The sequence below is a fragment of the Bifidobacterium sp. ESL1133 genome (assembly GCF_058107325.1).
In genome coordinates this window covers 270686-288736 of record NZ_JBYLUI010000001.1, presented here as the reverse complement: position 1 = coordinate 288736, position 18051 = coordinate 270686, and the positions used below count along the sequence as shown (strand labels likewise).

At 56.7% G+C, this 18051-nt stretch carries 16 protein-coding genes and 2 tRNA genes; 4 read left to right on the top strand and 14 right to left on the bottom strand.

Annotated elements, in window-relative coordinates; all coding sequences use genetic code 11:
• Positions 1-175: 175 nt before the first annotated feature.
• Together AC3B5A_RS01140 and AC3B5A_RS01135 are read right to left on the bottom strand one after the other, a co-directional pair.
• Complete coding sequence (locus AC3B5A_RS01140; RefSeq protein ID WP_489798152.1) at positions 176-2110, bottom strand: acyltransferase family protein; 1935 nt, start codon at positions 2108-2110, stop codon at positions 176-178.
• Positions 2111-2598: 488 nt separating this feature from the next.
• Positions 2599-3804 (bottom strand): MFS transporter, encoded by a 1206-nt coding sequence (locus AC3B5A_RS01135; protein ID WP_489798150.1) that lies wholly within the window; start codon positions 3802-3804, stop codon positions 2599-2601.
• 177 nt (positions 3805-3981) lie between these two features.
• Between AC3B5A_RS01135 and AC3B5A_RS01130 the strand changes: the two genes are divergently transcribed.
• A complete protein-coding gene (locus AC3B5A_RS01130) occupies positions 3982-4329 on the top strand; it encodes a MerR family transcriptional regulator (protein ID WP_489798148.1) in 348 nt (115 codons plus the stop codon).
• A complete protein-coding gene (locus tag AC3B5A_RS01125; RefSeq protein ID WP_489760963.1) occupies positions 4313-4498 on the top strand; it encodes a hypothetical protein in 186 nt (61 codons plus the stop codon). Before AC3B5A_RS01130 ends, AC3B5A_RS01125 begins: the two co-directional genes overlap by 17 nt.
• Positions 4499-5273: 775 nt before the next feature.
• Here AC3B5A_RS01125 and AC3B5A_RS01120 read toward each other — a convergent pair.
• Both AC3B5A_RS01120 and AC3B5A_RS01115 read right to left on the bottom strand, forming a co-directional pair.
• Positions 5274-5346, bottom strand: a tRNA-Ala gene (locus AC3B5A_RS01120).
• 301 nt (positions 5347-5647) lie between these two features.
• Positions 5648-6907, bottom strand: coding sequence for a hypothetical protein (locus AC3B5A_RS01115; RefSeq protein WP_489798146.1), 1260 nt, complete (start codon positions 6905-6907; stop codon positions 5648-5650).
• Between the two features lie 165 nt (positions 6908-7072).
• Between AC3B5A_RS01115 and AC3B5A_RS01110 the strand changes: the two genes are divergently transcribed.
• Positions 7073-7477: a pyridoxamine 5'-phosphate oxidase family protein gene (locus AC3B5A_RS01110; RefSeq protein ID WP_489760965.1), complete on the top strand. Its 405-nt coding sequence runs from the start codon at positions 7073-7075 to the stop codon at positions 7475-7477.
• 125 nt (positions 7478-7602) lie between these two features.
• Here AC3B5A_RS01110 and rsfS read toward each other — a convergent pair whose 3' ends face one another.
• The 7 genes from rsfS to AC3B5A_RS01075 all read right to left on the bottom strand — a co-directional run bounded on the left by rsfS (position 7603) and on the right by AC3B5A_RS01075 (position 13723).
• Positions 7603-7986, bottom strand: coding sequence for a ribosome silencing factor (gene rsfS / locus AC3B5A_RS01105; protein WP_489760966.1), 384 nt, complete (start codon positions 7984-7986; stop codon positions 7603-7605).
• 81 nt (positions 7987-8067) lie between these two features.
• On the bottom strand, positions 8068-9450 hold the full coding sequence (glmU, locus tag AC3B5A_RS01100; protein ID WP_489798145.1) for a bifunctional UDP-N-acetylglucosamine diphosphorylase/glucosamine-1-phosphate N-acetyltransferase GlmU: 1383 nt from the start codon (positions 9448-9450) through the stop codon (positions 8068-8070).
• 128 nt (positions 9451-9578) lie between these two features.
• Positions 9579-9649, bottom strand: a tRNA-Gln gene (locus AC3B5A_RS01095).
• 114 nt (positions 9650-9763) lie between these two features.
• The gene (locus AC3B5A_RS01090; protein WP_489798143.1) at positions 9764-10786 is read right to left on the bottom strand and encodes a ribose-phosphate diphosphokinase; all 1023 of its coding nucleotides are present in this window, start codon (positions 10784-10786) and stop codon (positions 9764-9766) included.
• Positions 10787-10879: 93 nt separating this feature from the next.
• On the bottom strand, positions 10880-11542 hold the full coding sequence (nadD, locus tag AC3B5A_RS01085; RefSeq protein WP_489798497.1) for a nicotinate-nucleotide adenylyltransferase: 663 nt from the start codon (positions 11540-11542) through the stop codon (positions 10880-10882).
• Between the two features lie 193 nt (positions 11543-11735).
• Positions 11736-12332: a phosphoribosylglycinamide synthetase gene (locus tag AC3B5A_RS01080; RefSeq protein WP_489798495.1), complete on the bottom strand. Its 597-nt coding sequence runs from the start codon at positions 12330-12332 to the stop codon at positions 11736-11738.
• Positions 12333-12394: 62 nt separating this feature from the next.
• Positions 12395-13723: a glutamate-5-semialdehyde dehydrogenase gene (locus AC3B5A_RS01075; RefSeq protein WP_489798141.1), complete on the bottom strand. Its 1329-nt coding sequence runs from the start codon at positions 13721-13723 to the stop codon at positions 12395-12397.
• Between the two features lie 221 nt (positions 13724-13944).
• Between AC3B5A_RS01075 and thrC the strand changes: the two genes are divergently transcribed.
• Positions 13945-15432 (top strand): threonine synthase, encoded by a 1488-nt coding sequence (gene thrC, locus AC3B5A_RS01070; RefSeq protein ID WP_489798139.1) that lies wholly within the window; start codon positions 13945-13947, stop codon positions 15430-15432.
• 296 nt (positions 15433-15728) lie between these two features.
• On the opposite strand, the gene AC3B5A_RS01065 is transcribed toward thrC, so the two are convergent.
• The 3 genes from AC3B5A_RS01065 to AC3B5A_RS01055 all read right to left on the bottom strand — a co-directional run bounded on the left by AC3B5A_RS01065 (position 15729) and on the right by AC3B5A_RS01055 (position 17888).
• Positions 15729-16469: a hypothetical protein gene (locus AC3B5A_RS01065; RefSeq protein WP_489798138.1), complete on the bottom strand. Its 741-nt coding sequence runs from the start codon at positions 16467-16469 to the stop codon at positions 15729-15731.
• Entirely contained in the window at positions 16466-17407 is a 942-nt protein-coding gene (locus tag AC3B5A_RS01060; RefSeq protein ID WP_489798494.1) for an ABC transporter ATP-binding protein, read from the bottom strand. Before AC3B5A_RS01060 ends, AC3B5A_RS01065 begins: the two co-directional genes overlap by 4 nt.
• A 109-nt stretch (positions 17408-17516) precedes the next feature.
• Positions 17517-17888, bottom strand: coding sequence for a GntR family transcriptional regulator (locus AC3B5A_RS01055; protein WP_489760973.1), 372 nt, complete (start codon positions 17886-17888; stop codon positions 17517-17519).
• Positions 17889-18051: the final 163 nt, after the last annotated feature.

Below are 18051 nucleotides of genomic sequence, written 5' to 3'. Positions count from 1 at the left end.
GCTTCTCCTGCCTGTGTGAGCTTCCATGCCCATCAGTATGCAGGAGATGAAGGTGCAAGCGTGCCGTTTTGAATCGATGTGGACGAATGGTCTGCAATAATTTCATGTTCGGCGTGTCGCGGTATTGAGCACGCGGCAAACAACGCTTCTGACATTGCGTCTCATATTGTTGCCATTATTGGCCACACAATCCTCTCACCACCATTTTTCCGAATGCCTGACGTCCGCCGTCAGCCCCCGGTGTCAGGTGGATGCCATCGTCGTAGAAGTATTCCGGATGATTCTCACTGACGGCATACCAGTCCAGTACACCGACATTGCGGTGCCGGGAAGCCACGGAGACAAGCAACTCATTGTTGTCGTCTTGCCAGGCCACCGGGCCACGTACCGTAGTGAAGTACAACGGCTGACCATGCACCGCAGAGATCAGGTTTTCCACCTGTTCTCGGTTCGCGATACGGCCATTGGTGCCAAGTGCCACAATCACCACGCTGCCCGTGCGCCCCTGATTCGCATACTGCTCATACAAGGGTTGCGCAGCGCTGAACCCACGGCCGACCTTGTTGTCTTGCACTGCTGCGGGAAGGAGCTGCTGCACATAGCTTTGCGCCCCCATCTCCACCGAATCGCTGATGATGAGAGGATTGGCGCTGCATACTCCCGTGGACCGGTCCAGCGTCCACTGCCCAGCGTCGATATTCGAGGGCACTTTCCCCGCTTTGGGCACCAGCTGCGGAGGCAGTCCCAGCGTCGGTTCAGGCACTTGGGAGCGCCGCACCACAGGATGCCCTGAAATCGCTGCACCCAAATCCGACAGTGAAAGCATGGTGCCACGCAACGACTGAGAACGCTTGGCAGCCATGCCGTCAACGCCGTTTGGGGCAACGTTGCATACGAGCACCACCACTAGCCCCAACACCGCCAGAACCTTGGCCGGAAGACTGATTTCACCAAGCACCCCCGCATGGCGTCGCTTTGCTTGACGTGCAACTTCGACACCGCGGTAAAACAGTTCCGCAGCACCCCAAATCACCAGCATCTGCACTCCCCACTGCCACGCGGAGGGCCGGGACATGCGTGTGGCCGGGTTCATCAGCTCGAGCAGCGGATAATGCACCAGATAAATAGAGAAAGCGCGCGATCCCAAGTATTGCAACGGCGCCGATGCCAGCACCCGTGAGCACAAGTTGGTGGGTTCAAGCACCACCACCAGTAGGAATACCACCACGAGAGCCACAATCTGGTAGCCACCTTGATAGAGCGCGCTATCCTCACCGTTCACCGTCACGTACATGACCATCAGCGCCAAGACCAGACACCATCCGGCCACACCGAGGGCAATGCGGGCGAGTTTTGAGGTAGCGACGAACGCCCCGCCCTCTTCGGCCCTCGCAGACCTCCGCCCACGGTCTTCCATCACCAGCGCCAACAAGGCTCCGATCAGTAGCTCAGCAGCGCGCGAATCTAGCCCATAATATGCGTGCGCGTCACCCTGAGCAGCCACCCCATGCCATACCATGACCGCAGTGGAGCCTGCAGCCAAAAGTGCCGTGGACAGCAGCTTCACCGCTTTGGTGCATCGCAGCCAGTTCATCGCCCACAACACCATCGGCCACAAGATATAGAACTGCATGATGAGCGCCACAAACCACAGATGAGTCAAGGGAGACGGCAGGCCGGACGCGGCAAAATACGACACTTGCCGCACAATGTAGGTGATGTTGGTAACGAAGAAGGCGGCAGAAAGCGAGTCTGCACGAAACTTCGGCAGTAGACCCGGAGAGAAGATGTAGAGGATAGGCGCCAGCAGCGCAATCATCGCCAGAACAGGAATCACCAAACGTTTCACTTTGCGCCACAGATACGACCAGTAATCCAGCCCGCGCTCTGAGTTGAGGCGACGCTCCACACTGACCGTGGTCAGGAACCCTGAGATAACGAAGAAAATGGTGACGCCAATGAACCCGCCATCCAACAGTGAAGGACGCGTGTGGTATGCCACCACGCCAAGAATGGCCAACGCGCGTAAACCGTCGATGGCACCAATACGACCATGATGCGTTGCCCGACCACCACCACGCAAGATGGCGGCGCCGGCTCCCCTCGACATGACATCCTTGGCTGACAGGCCACGGAACATCGACACACAAACCTCGATTCACTCGGGCACCGCACTGGCAGTTCGGACAACTATCGCGCCGCTGCATGTGCAGCAACCTCGGTGAAAGAATACCAACGGGCATGGAGCGTTCATTGCCAAGGAACCGAATGTTGCAACTCAGCCAATATTCAATGCCGATATACCGCCATCATCACAGTTCAACCCGCGACACCCTTCCAACGAAGATCCCGCGAGTGGGTACAGTTCGATCAATATCACACTCATTTATGAACGAACTGTACCCACATCGGTCACTCAACAGCATTAATGCGTACGCTGCAATCAACGTACCACCCAATACCGGCCGAAATGTACCCACACCCATAGAATTTGGAATTATGACATTGCCAGTCCACGACATTCTCATCAGAATACGTCGTTTCGTTAAGGTGTGACGACATGACACGCCTTTGGGGAAGAACTAGTAGACCTGCCTATCAATCCTTTTTCAATGCACCTGCCGCAGCGTAGATGAGCATCGACAGCACGAAGGCCACCACCACAATGATGGCGATGCCCCGGTAGCCTCGAGTGGCAGCGAAGACCGGGCCGGCGATGGCACCCTCGATGGTCACGCCCAAGTACATGGCGGCGTTCGTCAGTGCGGAAACGGTGCCGCGGGCGGCACTGGTCTGCTGCTGGGTCTGGTTCATCATGACCGGCAGCATGAAACCGGCGGCCATGAGGGCGAGCACCAGCAACGCCACAGCGAACCACACATTGGTGGCCACGAAGGTCAATGCGTAAGGGACGCCCATACCCAGCGCGCCTGCGACGAGCGAGCGTGCGGTGCCGAGTTTGGCTGCGATCTTCGGGCCGACGATCGAACCGATGGTCTGGCCTGCGCCCACGGCCATCAACGCGCCGGAGGCCCAGGCCTGTGACATGCCGAAATCGCGAGTGAGCCACGAGCTGATGTAGGTCATGCCCGACCAGCTGCCGACCATGAACACGAGGTAGGCCAGCAGGGAGAGCAGCAGCTTGCGGTTGCGCAAAACTTCGGAATACCGTGCGAACGGATTGCCCATGCGAGTGCCGGCCGCGGGGCGGACGTGTGGGAACATGGCAGCCAGCACGATGACGAGCAATACTGCCAGGCCCGAAACCACGTAGAACGGCATGCGCCAGTTCGCCACGGAGAGCAGTGAGCCGATCGGGATGCCGAGCACCTGGGCCACTGCCAAGCCCGTGGTAGCGTATCCCATTGCGGAAACCACCTTGTTCGGCTCGACTACCACGGGGATGGTGGCGTAGATCTGCGAGCCGACGAACGCGGACGCCACGCCGGCAAGGAACCGGGCGGCGAAGAGCGTCGGGAAGTTCCAGGCGAAGCCGCACAGGCAGGTGAAGATGGCGAAACCGGTAACCCCACCGATGATGACGGCCTTGCGATCGAGCGCGTCGGAGATCGGGCCAGCGAACAGGGCGCTTACGACGAAGCCGATGGCGTAGGCCGAGACCAGCAGGCCGCCAAGGGCCGTGGGGATGTGGAGCTCGCGTTGCAGCACGGGCAGCAGCGGGGCGGTCAGGAAAGTGTCGGTGCCGATGACGAACTGCGTGCAGAAGGCAAGCAGGCCCATATGGGTGTTTGGCTTCGCCGCTTCCCCGTACCCAACTTTGGATGGATTAGTGGATGATGTCATGAACGTTTCCTCTCATGTCGAAATCATTGACATGTCGAGCGTATAGGTTGACACTAGTGTCAAGGTCAAATGGATACGGCATCATTTGCCCCAGGCGAACACCGAAACACCAACCGTCGCTGCAAGCCGGCTTAAGCATGGAACCCAGCCAGGAAACTCGAATAGAGAGGAACAATCATGCACATCGGGGAACTCGCCCATCAAACAGGGTTGAGCACGCGCCAAATCAGGTACTGGACGCAACATGGCTTAATCTCCGAGCATAGGGACACCAACGGTTACCGGATTTATGACGATATCTCAGTGGCGAGAGCACTACGTATTCACGCGCTACTTGAGGCAGGGCTGAGCATGGATCAGGTTGGGAAAATCGGCGATTGTCTCGATTACGATCAGGGCGTTTGCGATCGAGAATGCGCTCTGCTTCGTGCCAAGCGCAGGCAGATAGAAGCGAAAATCAACTGCCTGCGCCAAGCTCAGCAACTTATCGACAATACGCTGTCACAACATGATGACGCGCAATGAGATTAAAGCAGTCCACATTCTGTCACTGACAATACTCAAATATTACAATGCACCTGATTTGATGGCAGGCAGATTCCGCAGGCTTGCAAGAGGATTGGGCGAGACGGAAGCACAGCTTGCAGATGGATTCTACCGCGAGATGAAAACGACAAAAGAAACCAAAACATAGGCCAATTACGTTTCCCCTGATCTGCTTAGTGGAGGCAACAATGATGTGTAGGTTCGTGCTGCTGCACGTTAGCGAAGTTCGTTTTTAAGTGAACCAGACCGGTGACGTGATATCCACCAACGCTTCACCAACCACGCACACCAACTAAACAGGAGGAAGACGATGACCACACCAAATGCAAACCAACGCATCCCAACATCAGCTTCATCCCCACCCGGTTCAGCCAACCACCAATTCAACGCCACTGTACACAAGTATGCTGATATACCACAGCATCTAAGTCATCTGCGCGAGCTGCCAATGCCAGAGCGTTGCCTTTGAGAATCTCGATGATCAACCTCTCACCCCCATCGGCCTTATATGGCATCAGACTGAGGATTATTGGGTTATTGGTCAGAATGTGTATCTTTTGGGTACGCGGTGTTGCGGGAGTAAGAGATCAACTGCTTCGAGACGTGGAGGCATGAACCATGTTGACGATACGATGCCATGCAGTTGTGCTTTATCCGGCTTGCAGACAAGCCAACCGAATAATCCAATCCAGTCCCGTGTCGGCTGTTTCCTGTCCACCTATTTGTCCATTAAAAAATCAGAATCAACGGAACCGTAACAGTGCCATATGGCGATCACATAGCCAGAAACTAGTCATAACCCACACCGGCATCCAGCAGACATACAATCGTACTGAAGACCCACATCCCACCGATTACTATATCGATTCGAGGGTAAAAGAAAACCGCGGAATATTAACATTCCGCGGTTCTGTTATATCGGGTGGAGCTAGAGAGATTCGAACTCTCGACCCCCTCCATGCCATGGAGATGCGCTACCAGCTGCGCCATAGCCCCGTATTCATTTGTTGCCTTCCTTGCGAAGACTTCATCAGTCTACACCATCCTCCGATATCCGCAAAACCGGCGTGTCGCACAACGAGCACACAGACCGATCACACCACCCATGACGCCTTGTGCCACTCCACCAGCAATACACACCAGTAACGCTGATGGGTTGCAACCACATTCATGATTACAACCCATCCGCACGCCCTTTAAGGCATATCCAGCACCACACGGCCACTGCTGTCCCAGCTTCCACCGCTCCGCGTTTGACGCAAAGCTCGGTGCCGCAGAAATACCAAACACCGTTGGCTCACTGCACAGTACCCGGTTTGTTCGAGGACACGCCACCCTGCTGACCGTTGCTAGGGTTTGACGACGAGTTTTCGCCTTGCCCATCGCCCGACGAGGAACCGCCTGCGTTGGGCCCGGAGTTCGCACCGTTGCCTGACGAGGCGCCACCACTGGCCGCATCCCCGGGATTGGTGGGAGTCGACGTGCCGTTGGAGCCCGAAGAGTTGCCATTCCCTCCAGTCGAGCCGTGTGAATTGGAGGATCCCGAACCGCCCGTATTCCCGGACTCGTTACCGCCGATCGTACCGTTTTCACTGCCGGAATGGTTCGACTGTCCGGACTGTCCTTCCCCGCTACTCGAACCGGTATTCCCCTGCGTTCCGTTCTGCTGATGACCGTCAGCATTCCCGTCGCGCTTGGGGGTCTCAGTTTTGTTTTGCCCGTCGCTCGATCCGCTCTTGCCATCACCATCATTCGAATCAGTGCTCGGCGTCTTGCCGTCACTGTCGGAATCGGGAGTACGCGTAGACGAGTTGTTGACTATATCACGCACCACGTGGTCAGTGCCTTCGCCTTGCGTAAGCAAGGTAATCACTCCTGCGGTCACAGCAACGCCGATCAAGGCGGCAACTACCGCGATGATGATGGCTACACGCTTATTGCGCTGCTGCACCTCACGCTGTTTTGAGGCAGAGAGCACGCCGTGCTCACCGTTTGTGGGGCTCACACCCGTACCGCGCGACGATGCCGTGCGCGAGGCTGCAGCAGAACCGGCCGCCGGCATGACCCTCGTCGCATCGGCGCCATCGGCAGTCCCGATAAGCTGCGTCGCATCGCCCTTAGTCTCATCCTGGGCAGCGTATGAGCTTCCGACCATCGTCTGCTGCGCGTCCTGCTCGGCCCCCGTTCGGCCACGCGCCAGAGCGGAGAGACTGTCGCTGCCCTCACCGGCGAAGATCATGGTAGTCGACCCCGACGCATTGCCATGATCACTTTTTGCCGACTGCCCGGACGTTCCGATTACTGTCGTCTGCTCGCCATTCGCTTCGTCCTCATCGCCCTGATCCACAAACGGGGCTGCCGTCTGCAGCTTTTTACTCGACTCTTTCAACACGTTCTGATAGATCTGCGAGGCCACCGCTGAAATCACAGAGCCAATGGCAACGCCGATCACCGAACCGGCGATGCCTATTTTCGCAGACAGCAAAAAAGAAGTGACCGCGGCGAGAGCACCGGCACTTACTTGCGTTACGGAGATGCCTTTGAAAAAATTCTTCACACGCTTCATCATAGATGACGAACTTAGCAACTCGCTGAATGCGACGCTACCTTCACAAAACCTCCTCCGGTGACATTGCTCACACATGCCTCCAGTGAACATCCTCAAACTTAAGGGATGGGATGTAGACTAGAGGTGTCAATGACCGACTTGAAAGGAGTTGCCATGGCAACGTTAACCGCAGAAATGAAGGATTTCATCAACAACAACCTCGCGTGGATCGCCACTTCGAGCAAGGATGGTCAGCTTGACCTCGGCCCGAAGATGTCGATGTTCGTGCTCGACGACAACCACTTGGCCTACCACGAGCGTACCGCCGGGCAGCACTACAAGAACCTTGAGGACGGCAGCGACCTGGTGGTGTGCTTCGCCAACTTGGAGTCCAAGTCCGGCTACCGCTTCCGTGGCAATGTGACGCTGCACAGCGACGATGCCATCTACGAGAGCCAAGTCAAGGTCGCCGAAAAGAACGGCACCAAGAAGCCCGCCGTCATCCCGGTGCTCGAGATCACCGAGATTCAAGACCTCTCCGCTGGAGCCAAGGCCGGCACCACGATCTCCAAGGACTGATTGGAGTAGCGGCTGTAACTTTTGCCGCGCATACTAAGAAGGGCGACCCACACCATGCGGGTCGCCCTTCTTAGTTGTATTCTCATCGAAGTACAGTCACATCGTAGTACCGTCAGTCAGCACCATCAATCCTGAGCCTGCGGTTCGGGCAGCTGAAGGTCGATCGCCGGACAGTCTTTCCACAACCGTTCCAGATCATAGAAGGCGCGGTCTTCCTCGTGCATGATGTGGATGACGAAATCACCGTAATCCAACAGCACCCAGCGGGCATCCTCAACACCTTCACGACTGATCGGTTTGATGTTGCCGGACTTAAGATACAGATCCTTTTCGACCTCTTCGGCTACGGCAAGTACTTGACGCTCGTTTGACGCGGATACGATCATCATGGCATCGGTGATGGCCACCGGCCCTGTGACATCGAACGCCACGATATCGGCACCTTTGACACGATCCGCAGCAACGGCTGCGATGCGCAAGGCCTCGACTGAACTTGATAATGCAGGCATGAAATTCTCCTCGTATACTGCTGGTAATCGTCTTGTTCGCGGGTCTTAAGTTTAGGCTTCACGAAGGCCAAACCATTGTTCCTAGCGTTCCCAGGCTGGTTTCCAATCTTCCACCACATGCTGTGAATTCTCGGAGTACGCCATGCTGCCGTCCGGCACGTCATGCCTGATCACCGAGCCTGCACCAGTGGTGACACCGTCCCCGACCGACACCGGCGCCACCAGCAAGTTGCCGGCTCCCACGTGCACATTCGAACCGATATGCGTATGGCTTTTGTGCACGCCATCGTAGTTGGCAGTGATGGTGCCGCCGCCCACGTTGGTATGCTCTCCCAAGTCGGCATCTCCCATGTAACTCAAATGCGGCACCTTGGTACCGGCACCGATATGCGATTTCTTCATCTCTACGAACGCTCCGGCCTTGGTGTCAGCTTCCAGATCATTGCCGGGGCGCATGTACGTCCACGGGCCGATATTGGCACGCTCACCCACATGCGATTCCTGAACGCGCGAACGCTCCACGGTCGCTCCTGCTTCAATTCGAGCATCAATCAACGTAGTGTAGGGGCCGATGACCGCTTCGCTCTTGACAACGCTGTGCCCTTGCAGGAATGATCCCGGCAACACCGTGACGTCCTGCTCCAGCTCTACATCGTCGTCAATCCAGGTGGTGCTCGGATCGAGGATGGTTACCCCAGCCCTCATCCAGCGTTCGCACGTTCGCTCATTGTGCCGTTTGGCCAAGCTTGCCAGTTGTACTCGGTCGTTCACACCTTCCACACTCAGTGGGTCGGGAGCGGCGAACGCCCCCACCTTGCCCGTCTTGCGTGCGGCCTCGAGCGCATCAGTCAGATAGAACTCAGCCTGTGCGTTCTCAGTGTCGAGACCGGCGATGGCTCCGGCAAGCACACTGGCTTCAAACACGTACACCGACGTGTTCACTTCATGGATCGCAAGTTCCTGATCGTTGGCATCTCGTTGCTCGACGATGCGCAGCACATTGCCATCATCGTCACGGATAATACGGCCATACCCTGTCGGGTCATCCAAGTTGACCGTGAGCACCGTAGCCCCGTTGCCGGCAGCAATGTGAGCATGCAACAGTTCGTCCAGTGTCCCACTGTCCAACAGCGGCATGTCACTGGCCGCAATCAGTACTTGTCCGTTCAACGCACCTGCTTGAGACACCTGTTCCATGGCGCATTGCACCGCGCGACCGGTGCCGGGGATCTCGTCCTGCTGCACCACGACGGCATCCGCATCATACGACAGCGCAGCCTGGGCCACACGTTCGCCCTGATAGCGCACCACCACAGCGGTTGTCTCCGGATCCAAGTGTGAGACAGCGGCCATGACACGTTCCAGGAAAGTTTTCCCAGCCAATGTATGCAACACCTTGGGAGTGTTGGAACGCATGCGCGTACCCTCTCCAGCCGCCAGAATAATCGCTGCGGACAATGCCATGCCACTCCGCCTTTCGTGACGCAATCGCCCGTACGCCCACGTTCCACCCAAGGAACGCAGTTTACTGACGATTCCACTCCAATATCAAGAACGGCCGGCAGCCTTGAAGACTACCAGCCGACTGTTCGTTCCTCCACCTGGACTCGAACCAAGACTAAGGGTTCCAAAGACCCGTGTGCTGCCATTACACCATGGAGGAGCAGGACCGAAAACCAGAGGTTTACCAAGTCCGAGCTTCTATTATGCCACACTGTGCCGATTGTTCAACACTGGGCGAGTTGTCCCACCATACATCGCTTACCGACACACCGCATCAGGCAAACAGGAAGCCTTGACCGTGGTGCTCAGGATACGTGTCAAACAATCTGGCGACCGACCCATCCTCAAATACCGCACGAATGGCACTGGACAGCAACGGCGCGATGGACAACACCGTCAAACCGTCCCAACGCTTCTCTTCAGGAATCGGCACGGTGTCGGTCAATACCACTTCACGAGCACCGCTGTTCTTGAGATTCTCGACGGCTTGGGCAGAAAGCACACCATGTGTGGCCACAACGGTGATGGATGCCGCACCGGCCTGCCGCAGCACATTGCAGGCTTCGGCAATCGTACCGGCAGTGTCGATAAGATCGTCGACCAGCACGCAATCCTTACCCGCAACATCCCCTACCACACGATTGGCCACGGCGTGATTGGGGCGTGTGGTGTCGCGCGTCTTATGCACGAAAGCCAAGGGGCCACCACCTAGGCGTTGGGCCCACTGCTCAGCCACACGGATGCGCCCGGCATCCGGAGAGACGACCGCGACGTTATCAAGATGACCTTGGAAACGATCTCGAATATAGTCCACCAGCACCGGCATGGCCACGAGGTGGTCGACGGGGCCGTCGAAGAAACCTTGGGTCTGCGCGGCGTGCAGGTCAACGCTCATCACGCGGTCGGCACCTGCGGTCTTGAGCAGGTCGAATACCAGACGGCACGAGATGGGTTCTCGTCCCAAGTGTTTCTTGTCTTGGCGAGAGTATCCGAGCAGAGGGCAAACTGCGGTAATGGAACGAGCCGAAGCACGCTTGAGCGCGTCAATCATGATGAGCTGCTCCATGATGGCCTTGTTGACAGCCCCGGTATGGCTTTGCAACACGAACACGTCGGCGCCACGCACCGACTCGGTGTAGCGCACATACATCTCCCCGTTGGCAAAGTCGTAGGAAGTGGTCTCAAGCACATCGATGCCGAGCTGTTTGGCTACGTCCTCGGCGAGCGCCGGATGCGCCCGGCCCGTCACCAATATAAGATTCTTATTGGGTTTGCCTTCGAGGATTGCACTCACCATGACTCCAAACGAAATTGACTTGTAGTTGCTCTCATCCTAGTCAACTCGCCAGACGGAGGCCGCCGGACGGTGCCGTGCAACGACTCACCACACCTACATATACAGCCCGTGCTTGGCAATGTACTGCACCACGCCGTCGGGCACCAGATACCACACTGGCTTGCCTTTTCCGGCGCGTTCACGTATATCCGTGGACGAGATAGAGAGAGCCGGGATTTCAAGAATATTGACGTTCACCGCCGAGCGGATACCTTTGGGGTCGAGGTATCCCGGGCGTGTCACCGCAATGAATGTGGCCAGATCCCACATCTGGTCGGCATCCTTCCAATCGAGTATTTCAGCCACCGCGTCCGCACCGGTAATGAAGAACAGTTCGGCATCCGGGTAAAGTCGGTGCAGATCGCGCAGGGTGTCGATGGTATAGGTGACGCCCGGGCGGTCGATATCTACTCTGGAGACGGTGAATTTCGGGTTGGAGGCGGTGGCGATCACGGTCATCAGGTACCGGTCTTCGGCGTTGGTGACGTTCTGGTCGAGTTTGAATGCAGGTCTGCCTGTGGGGACGAAGATGACTTGATCCAGCTGATAGACGGAAGCCACCTCGGAGGCCGCCACCAAATGCCCGTGGTGGATGGGGTCGAAGGTACCGCCCATGATGCCGATACGGCGCCGGCACGGTGTTCCGGAAGTACCGGCAGCGGCATTTGAAGCGACCGGAGCCGACACTCGGCGCAAACGCATGGGAAGATCCGACATTCGCCGCGCCACATCCGCCGCTCGTGAGCCTAAGGCTTGCCCGTCATCGTTCACCGTCAGCCCTTCGGCCGCAGCACGGTCCGGCTGCCCCGGTGACGGACTTGTGGTGCCGGCAACGGCCGATTCGCTATTGGTGGTGCTTGGTTTGGTACTGCTCAAGAGTCGTTTGCCTTTGTATTAAGAAACGTATGGGTTAGTGCTTGCTGCTGCCATCGGGGCCATCCGTGCGATCGGATTGCCGCTGTTCGTCTGCCTGTTCGGTCTGCTGTTCGATGGCTTCCACAGTGGTGCCCGAGGCCTCGGGGTCGATTTTGCCCATGTCCTCGTCCCATTCATCCTGCACCACGCGTCTGATTTCAGCGAACGTGGGCAGCGGGAAGCTGGGCTGGTACATCCGTCGTACTTGGGCCACACACTGGGTCGCGGCCACCAGGGAGAACGTCATGCCTTCCACATCGCCTTGTGCTTCTTGCCTGCGGAACTGGCTGATGTAGTGCTCCATGCCTTCGGCTTGCCGCACCATGCTTCGGTACTGTTCATCGCGAATCTCCACGACGTCGCTGTCGTCCGCCTCAGGCCAGCCTATGAGCACCGCGTCTGCGTACTCCAACGCCGCGCGCTCTTCAGCCGAGGCTATACCGTCCTCGACCTGCACGAGAAACACGTAACGCACTTGGCTGAGACGCTCAGCCGCTATTTTCAGCCCCATGGCCGGCGCATCCACGTCAATGCCTCTGTCCGCAGCGAGCTTCAGGTCAGGCGCGGCCACCTCCGCCACACTGTCCACCATCCCCGAGCCGTCCTCATATCGGCTGGTCTCGTGCTGTGTTGCTTCATGCTGTGTCGTTTCACTCATTGGCGCACCTGTCCTGTTCCGTAGCCTATCCATTGTGTCGTCGTCATTTCCTGAAGCCCCATCGGCCCTCTGGCATGCAGCTTTTGCGTGGAAATCCCCAACTCCGCACCAAAACCGAATACACCGCCGTCAGTGAACCGCGACGAGGCGTTCACCATGACCACGGCTGAGTCAACCGCACCGGTAAACCGTTCAATCGCCGAATAGTCTTCCGCCAGGATGCATTCAGTGTGACCTGTGGAATGAAGGCGGATGTGCTCTACGGCATCATCGAGCGAATCCACCACACGCACCCCCATGGTCAGGGCCAGATACTCGATGTCCCAGTCGTCCTCGCTGGCATGACGCACCACCAATCCGTCTATGCCGGCAGATTCCAGCAACTCGTATGACCGTTCGTCAGCATGGAGCTCCACTCCGGCCTGCGTCAACGCTTCGCCGATCACCGGCAGGAACGCTTCGGCGACATCGCGGTGCACCAACAGCTTTTCAGCGGCGTTGCACACACCCACACGCTGTGTTTTCGCATTCAGTACGACCGGCACCGCTTTGGCAAAATCAGCCGAAGCGTCCACGTAGATGTGCACATTGCCGGCGCCGGTTTCAATAACCGGCACTTTGGCCTGCCGCACCACGGACTGAATCAGCCCAGCACCACCCCGGGGTACCAGCACATCAATGTACCCACGCGCCTCCATCATGGCTGTGGCACCCATACGACCAAATTCGTCAACCGACGCCACCAGAGAAGCATCGAAGCCGAGCTCATCCAGCACACGCTTGACCACAGTGAGCGTCGCCCGATTGGTACGTTGCGCGGCGTGCCCGCCACGCAGCAGCACCGCGTTGCCGGACTTCAAGCACAACGACACCACATCCACCGTCACGTTGGGGCGTGCTTCATAAATCATGCCGAATACGCCGATGGGTACACGCACCTGTTCAAGCCTCACACCATTGGGCAGCGTAGAGCCGCGCACCACCTGCCCTAGAGGGTCAGGAAGAGAGGCCACATGCCGTACCCCTTGGGCGGCGGCATGCACCCGTTCCTCATCGAAGCGCAGCCTGTCCAGCAAGCCCGGTGCCATGCCGTCCGCGAGCGCAGAATCCATGTCTTCGCTGTTGCTGGAGGCAATTTGAGAAGCATGTTCATCCAAAGCGTCAGCGAGCGCCATGAGCAGCATGTTCCGCTTGTCGCCGCAGGAACGCGCCAGCGCTCGCTGCCCGTGTGCCGCCTGGTCCGCCAGCGCGCACACTTGTTCGAATACCTCGGGGTCGAGCCCGCCGACTGCCCCGCCTGCAGCCATGTTCTGCTGCTGTACCATGCTTCCTCCCTTATCAGGGCTGCCCATTACTAATCCAATAGAGTTCCAGTATACGGTCATGCCTGCAACATGTGATCGGCATACGTTACCGGCGCAAGACCTGCCGGCCAGCGCCTCGTGCTGCGAGCGCCTGTGCTCAATACCTGAAATGGTCACAACATCGTACCCGCCGTTGACGTATGATGAAAGCAGTTTCCTACCCGGCACGAACGCGAGGACCGATGACACCGTACTTTCACAGCACACGCAGCATGAACGAAAAGCTGACCGCCAAGCAGGCCATCCGGCAGGGACTGGCTGCAGACGGCGGCCTGTTCGTAGACGACAGTCTGGGCTCTGTTCCCATCGACATTCATGAACTGCAGGGAGCCAGTTATCAGCAGATTGCGCAGCGCGTGCTGGGCGTTTTGCTTCCCGACTTCAGTAGCGATGAGCTGCAGGAATGCATCGCAGCGGCATATGGCAGCCAATGGGACGACGATGACATCACTCCCATCAGGCCTTTGGGCGACGATTACGTGTTGGAGCTGTTCCACGGTCCTACTTCAGCGTTCAAGGACGTGGCGTTACAGATGCTGCCGCAGTTGATGACTCGCTCCACCGGCGATCGCAATGCCGACAAGCGCACCATGATTCTCACCGCCACCTCCGGCGACACCGGCAAAGCAGCGCTCGAGGGGTTTGCCGACGTTCCAGGCACCGGCATCACCGTCTTCTACCCCAAAGGCAAAGTCAGTGCCGTACAGCAGTTGCAGATGACCACACAGTCCGGCTCCAATGTGCATGTATGCGCCGTTGACGGTAATTTTGACGATGCTCAAAGCGCAGTAAAACATATTTTCAACGACCATGCGTTTGCCGCAAATCTCAGCCACAGCAATGTTTCCCTGTCGTCAGCCAACTCCATTAATGTCGGCAGGCTCGTACCGCAAGTAGTGTATTATTTTGCATCATATATGCAGATTGTGCAGCGTGGTGCAGTGAAGCTTGGAGACGGTGTGGAATTCGTGGTGCCCACCGGTAACTTCGGTGACGTGCTGGCCGGTTACTACGCCAAGAGGCTGGGGTTGCCGGTCAAGCGCCTGACAGTTGCCAGCGATAAGAACAACGTGCTCTTCGACTTCCTGACAACCGGCCTTTATAATCGCAAGCGCCCCTTCTTCGAGACCACATCTCCTTCCATGGATATTCTTGTCTCCTCGAATCTGGAACGAATGCTGTACTACATGTCGGAATGCGACACCAGGCTTATCACCAATCTGATGAACGACCTTGACCATTGGGGGGCGTTCGAGATTCCGGAACCGTTACTTGCCAAGGTGCGCAGGCTGTTCGCCTGTGGTTGGGCGGACGAGTCTCAGGTCAGCGATGCCATCGCGCACTGCTGGAACGAGCACCACTATGTCATCGACCCGCATACCGCTTGCGGATATCATCTGCTCGAACAGATGCCTCGAGAGAAGGGTGTGCCCCGTGTGCTGCTGAGCACCGCCAGCCCGTACAAGTTCCCGCGCGTAGTTGGGCAAGCCATTGGATTGAACTGCACTGGCGATGATTTTGCATGCATGAAGGCGTTGGAAGGCGCCACCAATACCGAAGCACCCGCACGCTTGCGTGCCCTGCGTGACTTACCGGAACGATTCTCCGATGCAATCAGTATTGACGACATGCCTGATTATGTTGCCAAAGCGTCACAGTCGTTAGGCTGATTCGCAGCACTGTCACCCTGCTTGCCACACCCATCTGCCCCACTCACTTGCTACCACCAAGAAAACTCTCGGTAATACAGAAGGGTTGGTTTTGAGTACCGCGACATGGCGGCGCTCAAAACCAACCCTTCCTTTCCCACGAGGTTCACATTGACATGAAGCGGGATTTACTGTTGCATACGGATACATGTGCCACATAAAAGGCATATAGTGCTGTATAAAATACGTACACACATACCCTGGTCTCCTCTATCTTGAGTTCAGCACATGTTTATACCTGGCACCAAGCGGGAAGTTTAGTCTTCGCGCTCGGCAACGATGCGCCGCGAAACAGTCATTGCAATAAAGAGGAACATCGCTGAAATCACGATGGCCGCAACGGTATCCGTCCAATAATTGATAAAGATGTGCGTGGACAGCCATCCGACAATCTGGTTCATGTTCTGCCCAGGAATGCTGATAACAGCAAAGAAGACAGCATATATTACGATAAAGACCGCCAAAAAGGCAACGACCAGTTGAGGAGAATGAGGGCACCGTTGCACCGCCGGAATCATCAATGCATCGCAGACTATCAGAAAGACAAGGATCGCCAGCATGATGGGGTACAACATACTTACGGCAACCGAAGCATCACCTATGTGCAGTACCGCACCACCGTTCGGCAAGTTGTATATCCAGAGTGTGAGGCACGCATCCACGGCAATGAGCATATCAGCGCAGACAACAGCCACATACATCGCGTCACTTTGGATTCGTCGAGACAACGGCACTACTGAGCGCATACGCCAAGCTCCACCGGCATCATCCACGGTAGCAAGCATGAACGGATACAGTAGCACGACCATGAATATGATACCGATCAACATGCCTCCGATAAGCGAACCAAACGTGGTGTCGCTCAGATGAAAGGCTACCATCAAAGCCGTGAACACTGGAGGCAAGGCCAATCCGAAGACCAGCATAACCAGAGGCCTACGATAGTTCATATACCGCAGCAAATCCAATTTTATGGCCAACCACAGTTGCTTTGTCATCGCGCCACCTCCTGTGCGTGCTCATCTTGCGTACCATTCGTTGCTCCACGCGAACGTCGGTCATTGGTAAGCCTGATGATGTTGTCGATTGAAGCCGGCTCCACCACAGCTCCCGGTATACAATTCATCGCCTGCGCCAGCTTATCGGTTCTCACCAGCACGTCGCAACCGGTGGCATAGCTCGTAACGCCTACCGCCCAGTCAGCTTCTTGTACCGGCGTGGCATCCGGCCCTCCTTTGAGCACTCGGAACGAGTCCTCGAACTCATCTTTCGGACCGGTATAGAACAACGATCCAGAAGAGATGTAGGTAATGAAATCAGCTGATAACTCGAGGTCGCCAGTGATGTGCGTACTGAACAGCACGGAGTGACGTTCGTCCTCAATGTAGGCCGAAAGAATGTCCATAAGTTCATCACGTGAGAGCACGTCAAGCCCACTCGTAGGTTCGTCCAAGATAAGCAGCTTGGCCCCATGGCTCATCGCCGCTGCCAGCATGACCTTCATCTGCATGCCCCTGGAAAGCTGCCTCATGCTTTTCTTACGCTCGCTGATGCCGAAGCGCTCGAGGTAATCCGAGAAGGCTTGTGCATCCCACTCCTTGTACATGCCGCTCAGCGCATGTTCCACAAGGTTGACGCTCCAGTATTCCGGGAAGAAATTCGTATCAAAAACCACGCCGAGTTGCGTTTTGACCGCTTCCTCGTCAGCAATGTTGTCCAATCCGAGCACCTCAATGGAACCGGTGTCCCTCTTGACCATGTTGAGAATCAACTTGATAAGTGTGGATTTACCCGCGCCGTTGGGACCGATGAGTCCCATGATATAGCCCAGCGGCAGGTCGAACGTGACCTCGCTGACACTAAAGCCCGAATCGTAGGTCTTGCCCACATCGCTCACGCGTAGTGCATAGGGTTGCCCGGCATCAGCGCTGGGCATAGCAGCCGCGCCTTTTGCCAAGGCACGCTGCTGCATCGCGGGCATCGAAGGTGATGCTGTCATCTTCAACGCTCCTTTCTTGTTTCACCAAACCACGAACACCGTGAATCTATTCGCCATAGATTTCCCAAAGCAGACGTGTTACGTCCTGCATGGACATGCCAACCGATTGAGCAGCATTCACCGCTTGATCGAGATGGTCCCGTACTGCTTTCGTTGATTGCTGTTGCATCATTTCGCCGCTGCGCTCAGCGACAAAAGAGCCTTTGCCTTGCCGGTTCTCCACAATGCCTTCATCCGCAAGCTCGTTATACGCGCGCGTAACGGTAAGCACTGAAATACGCAGTTCTCTGGCCAGCTTACGCAACGACGGCAGCGCATCCCCGGGATGTAACTCCCCTGAACGCACGGCCTGGCGAATCTGATCTTTGATCTGCTCGTAGATTGGTTTGCCGGACACGGATGAGATGATCAGTTTCATCAATGTCCCTTTCTGTTGATTGATATTGTCGTCAGCCTCACAGCCGGCACATGCTAACTGTTCCTTGCTGATATATAACACTATATAACAGTTTTCTTAACTGTGCAAGTCACCACTATAACAGTTGTCATATTCCCCGTAATTGCAACGATGCGTCGGGTGT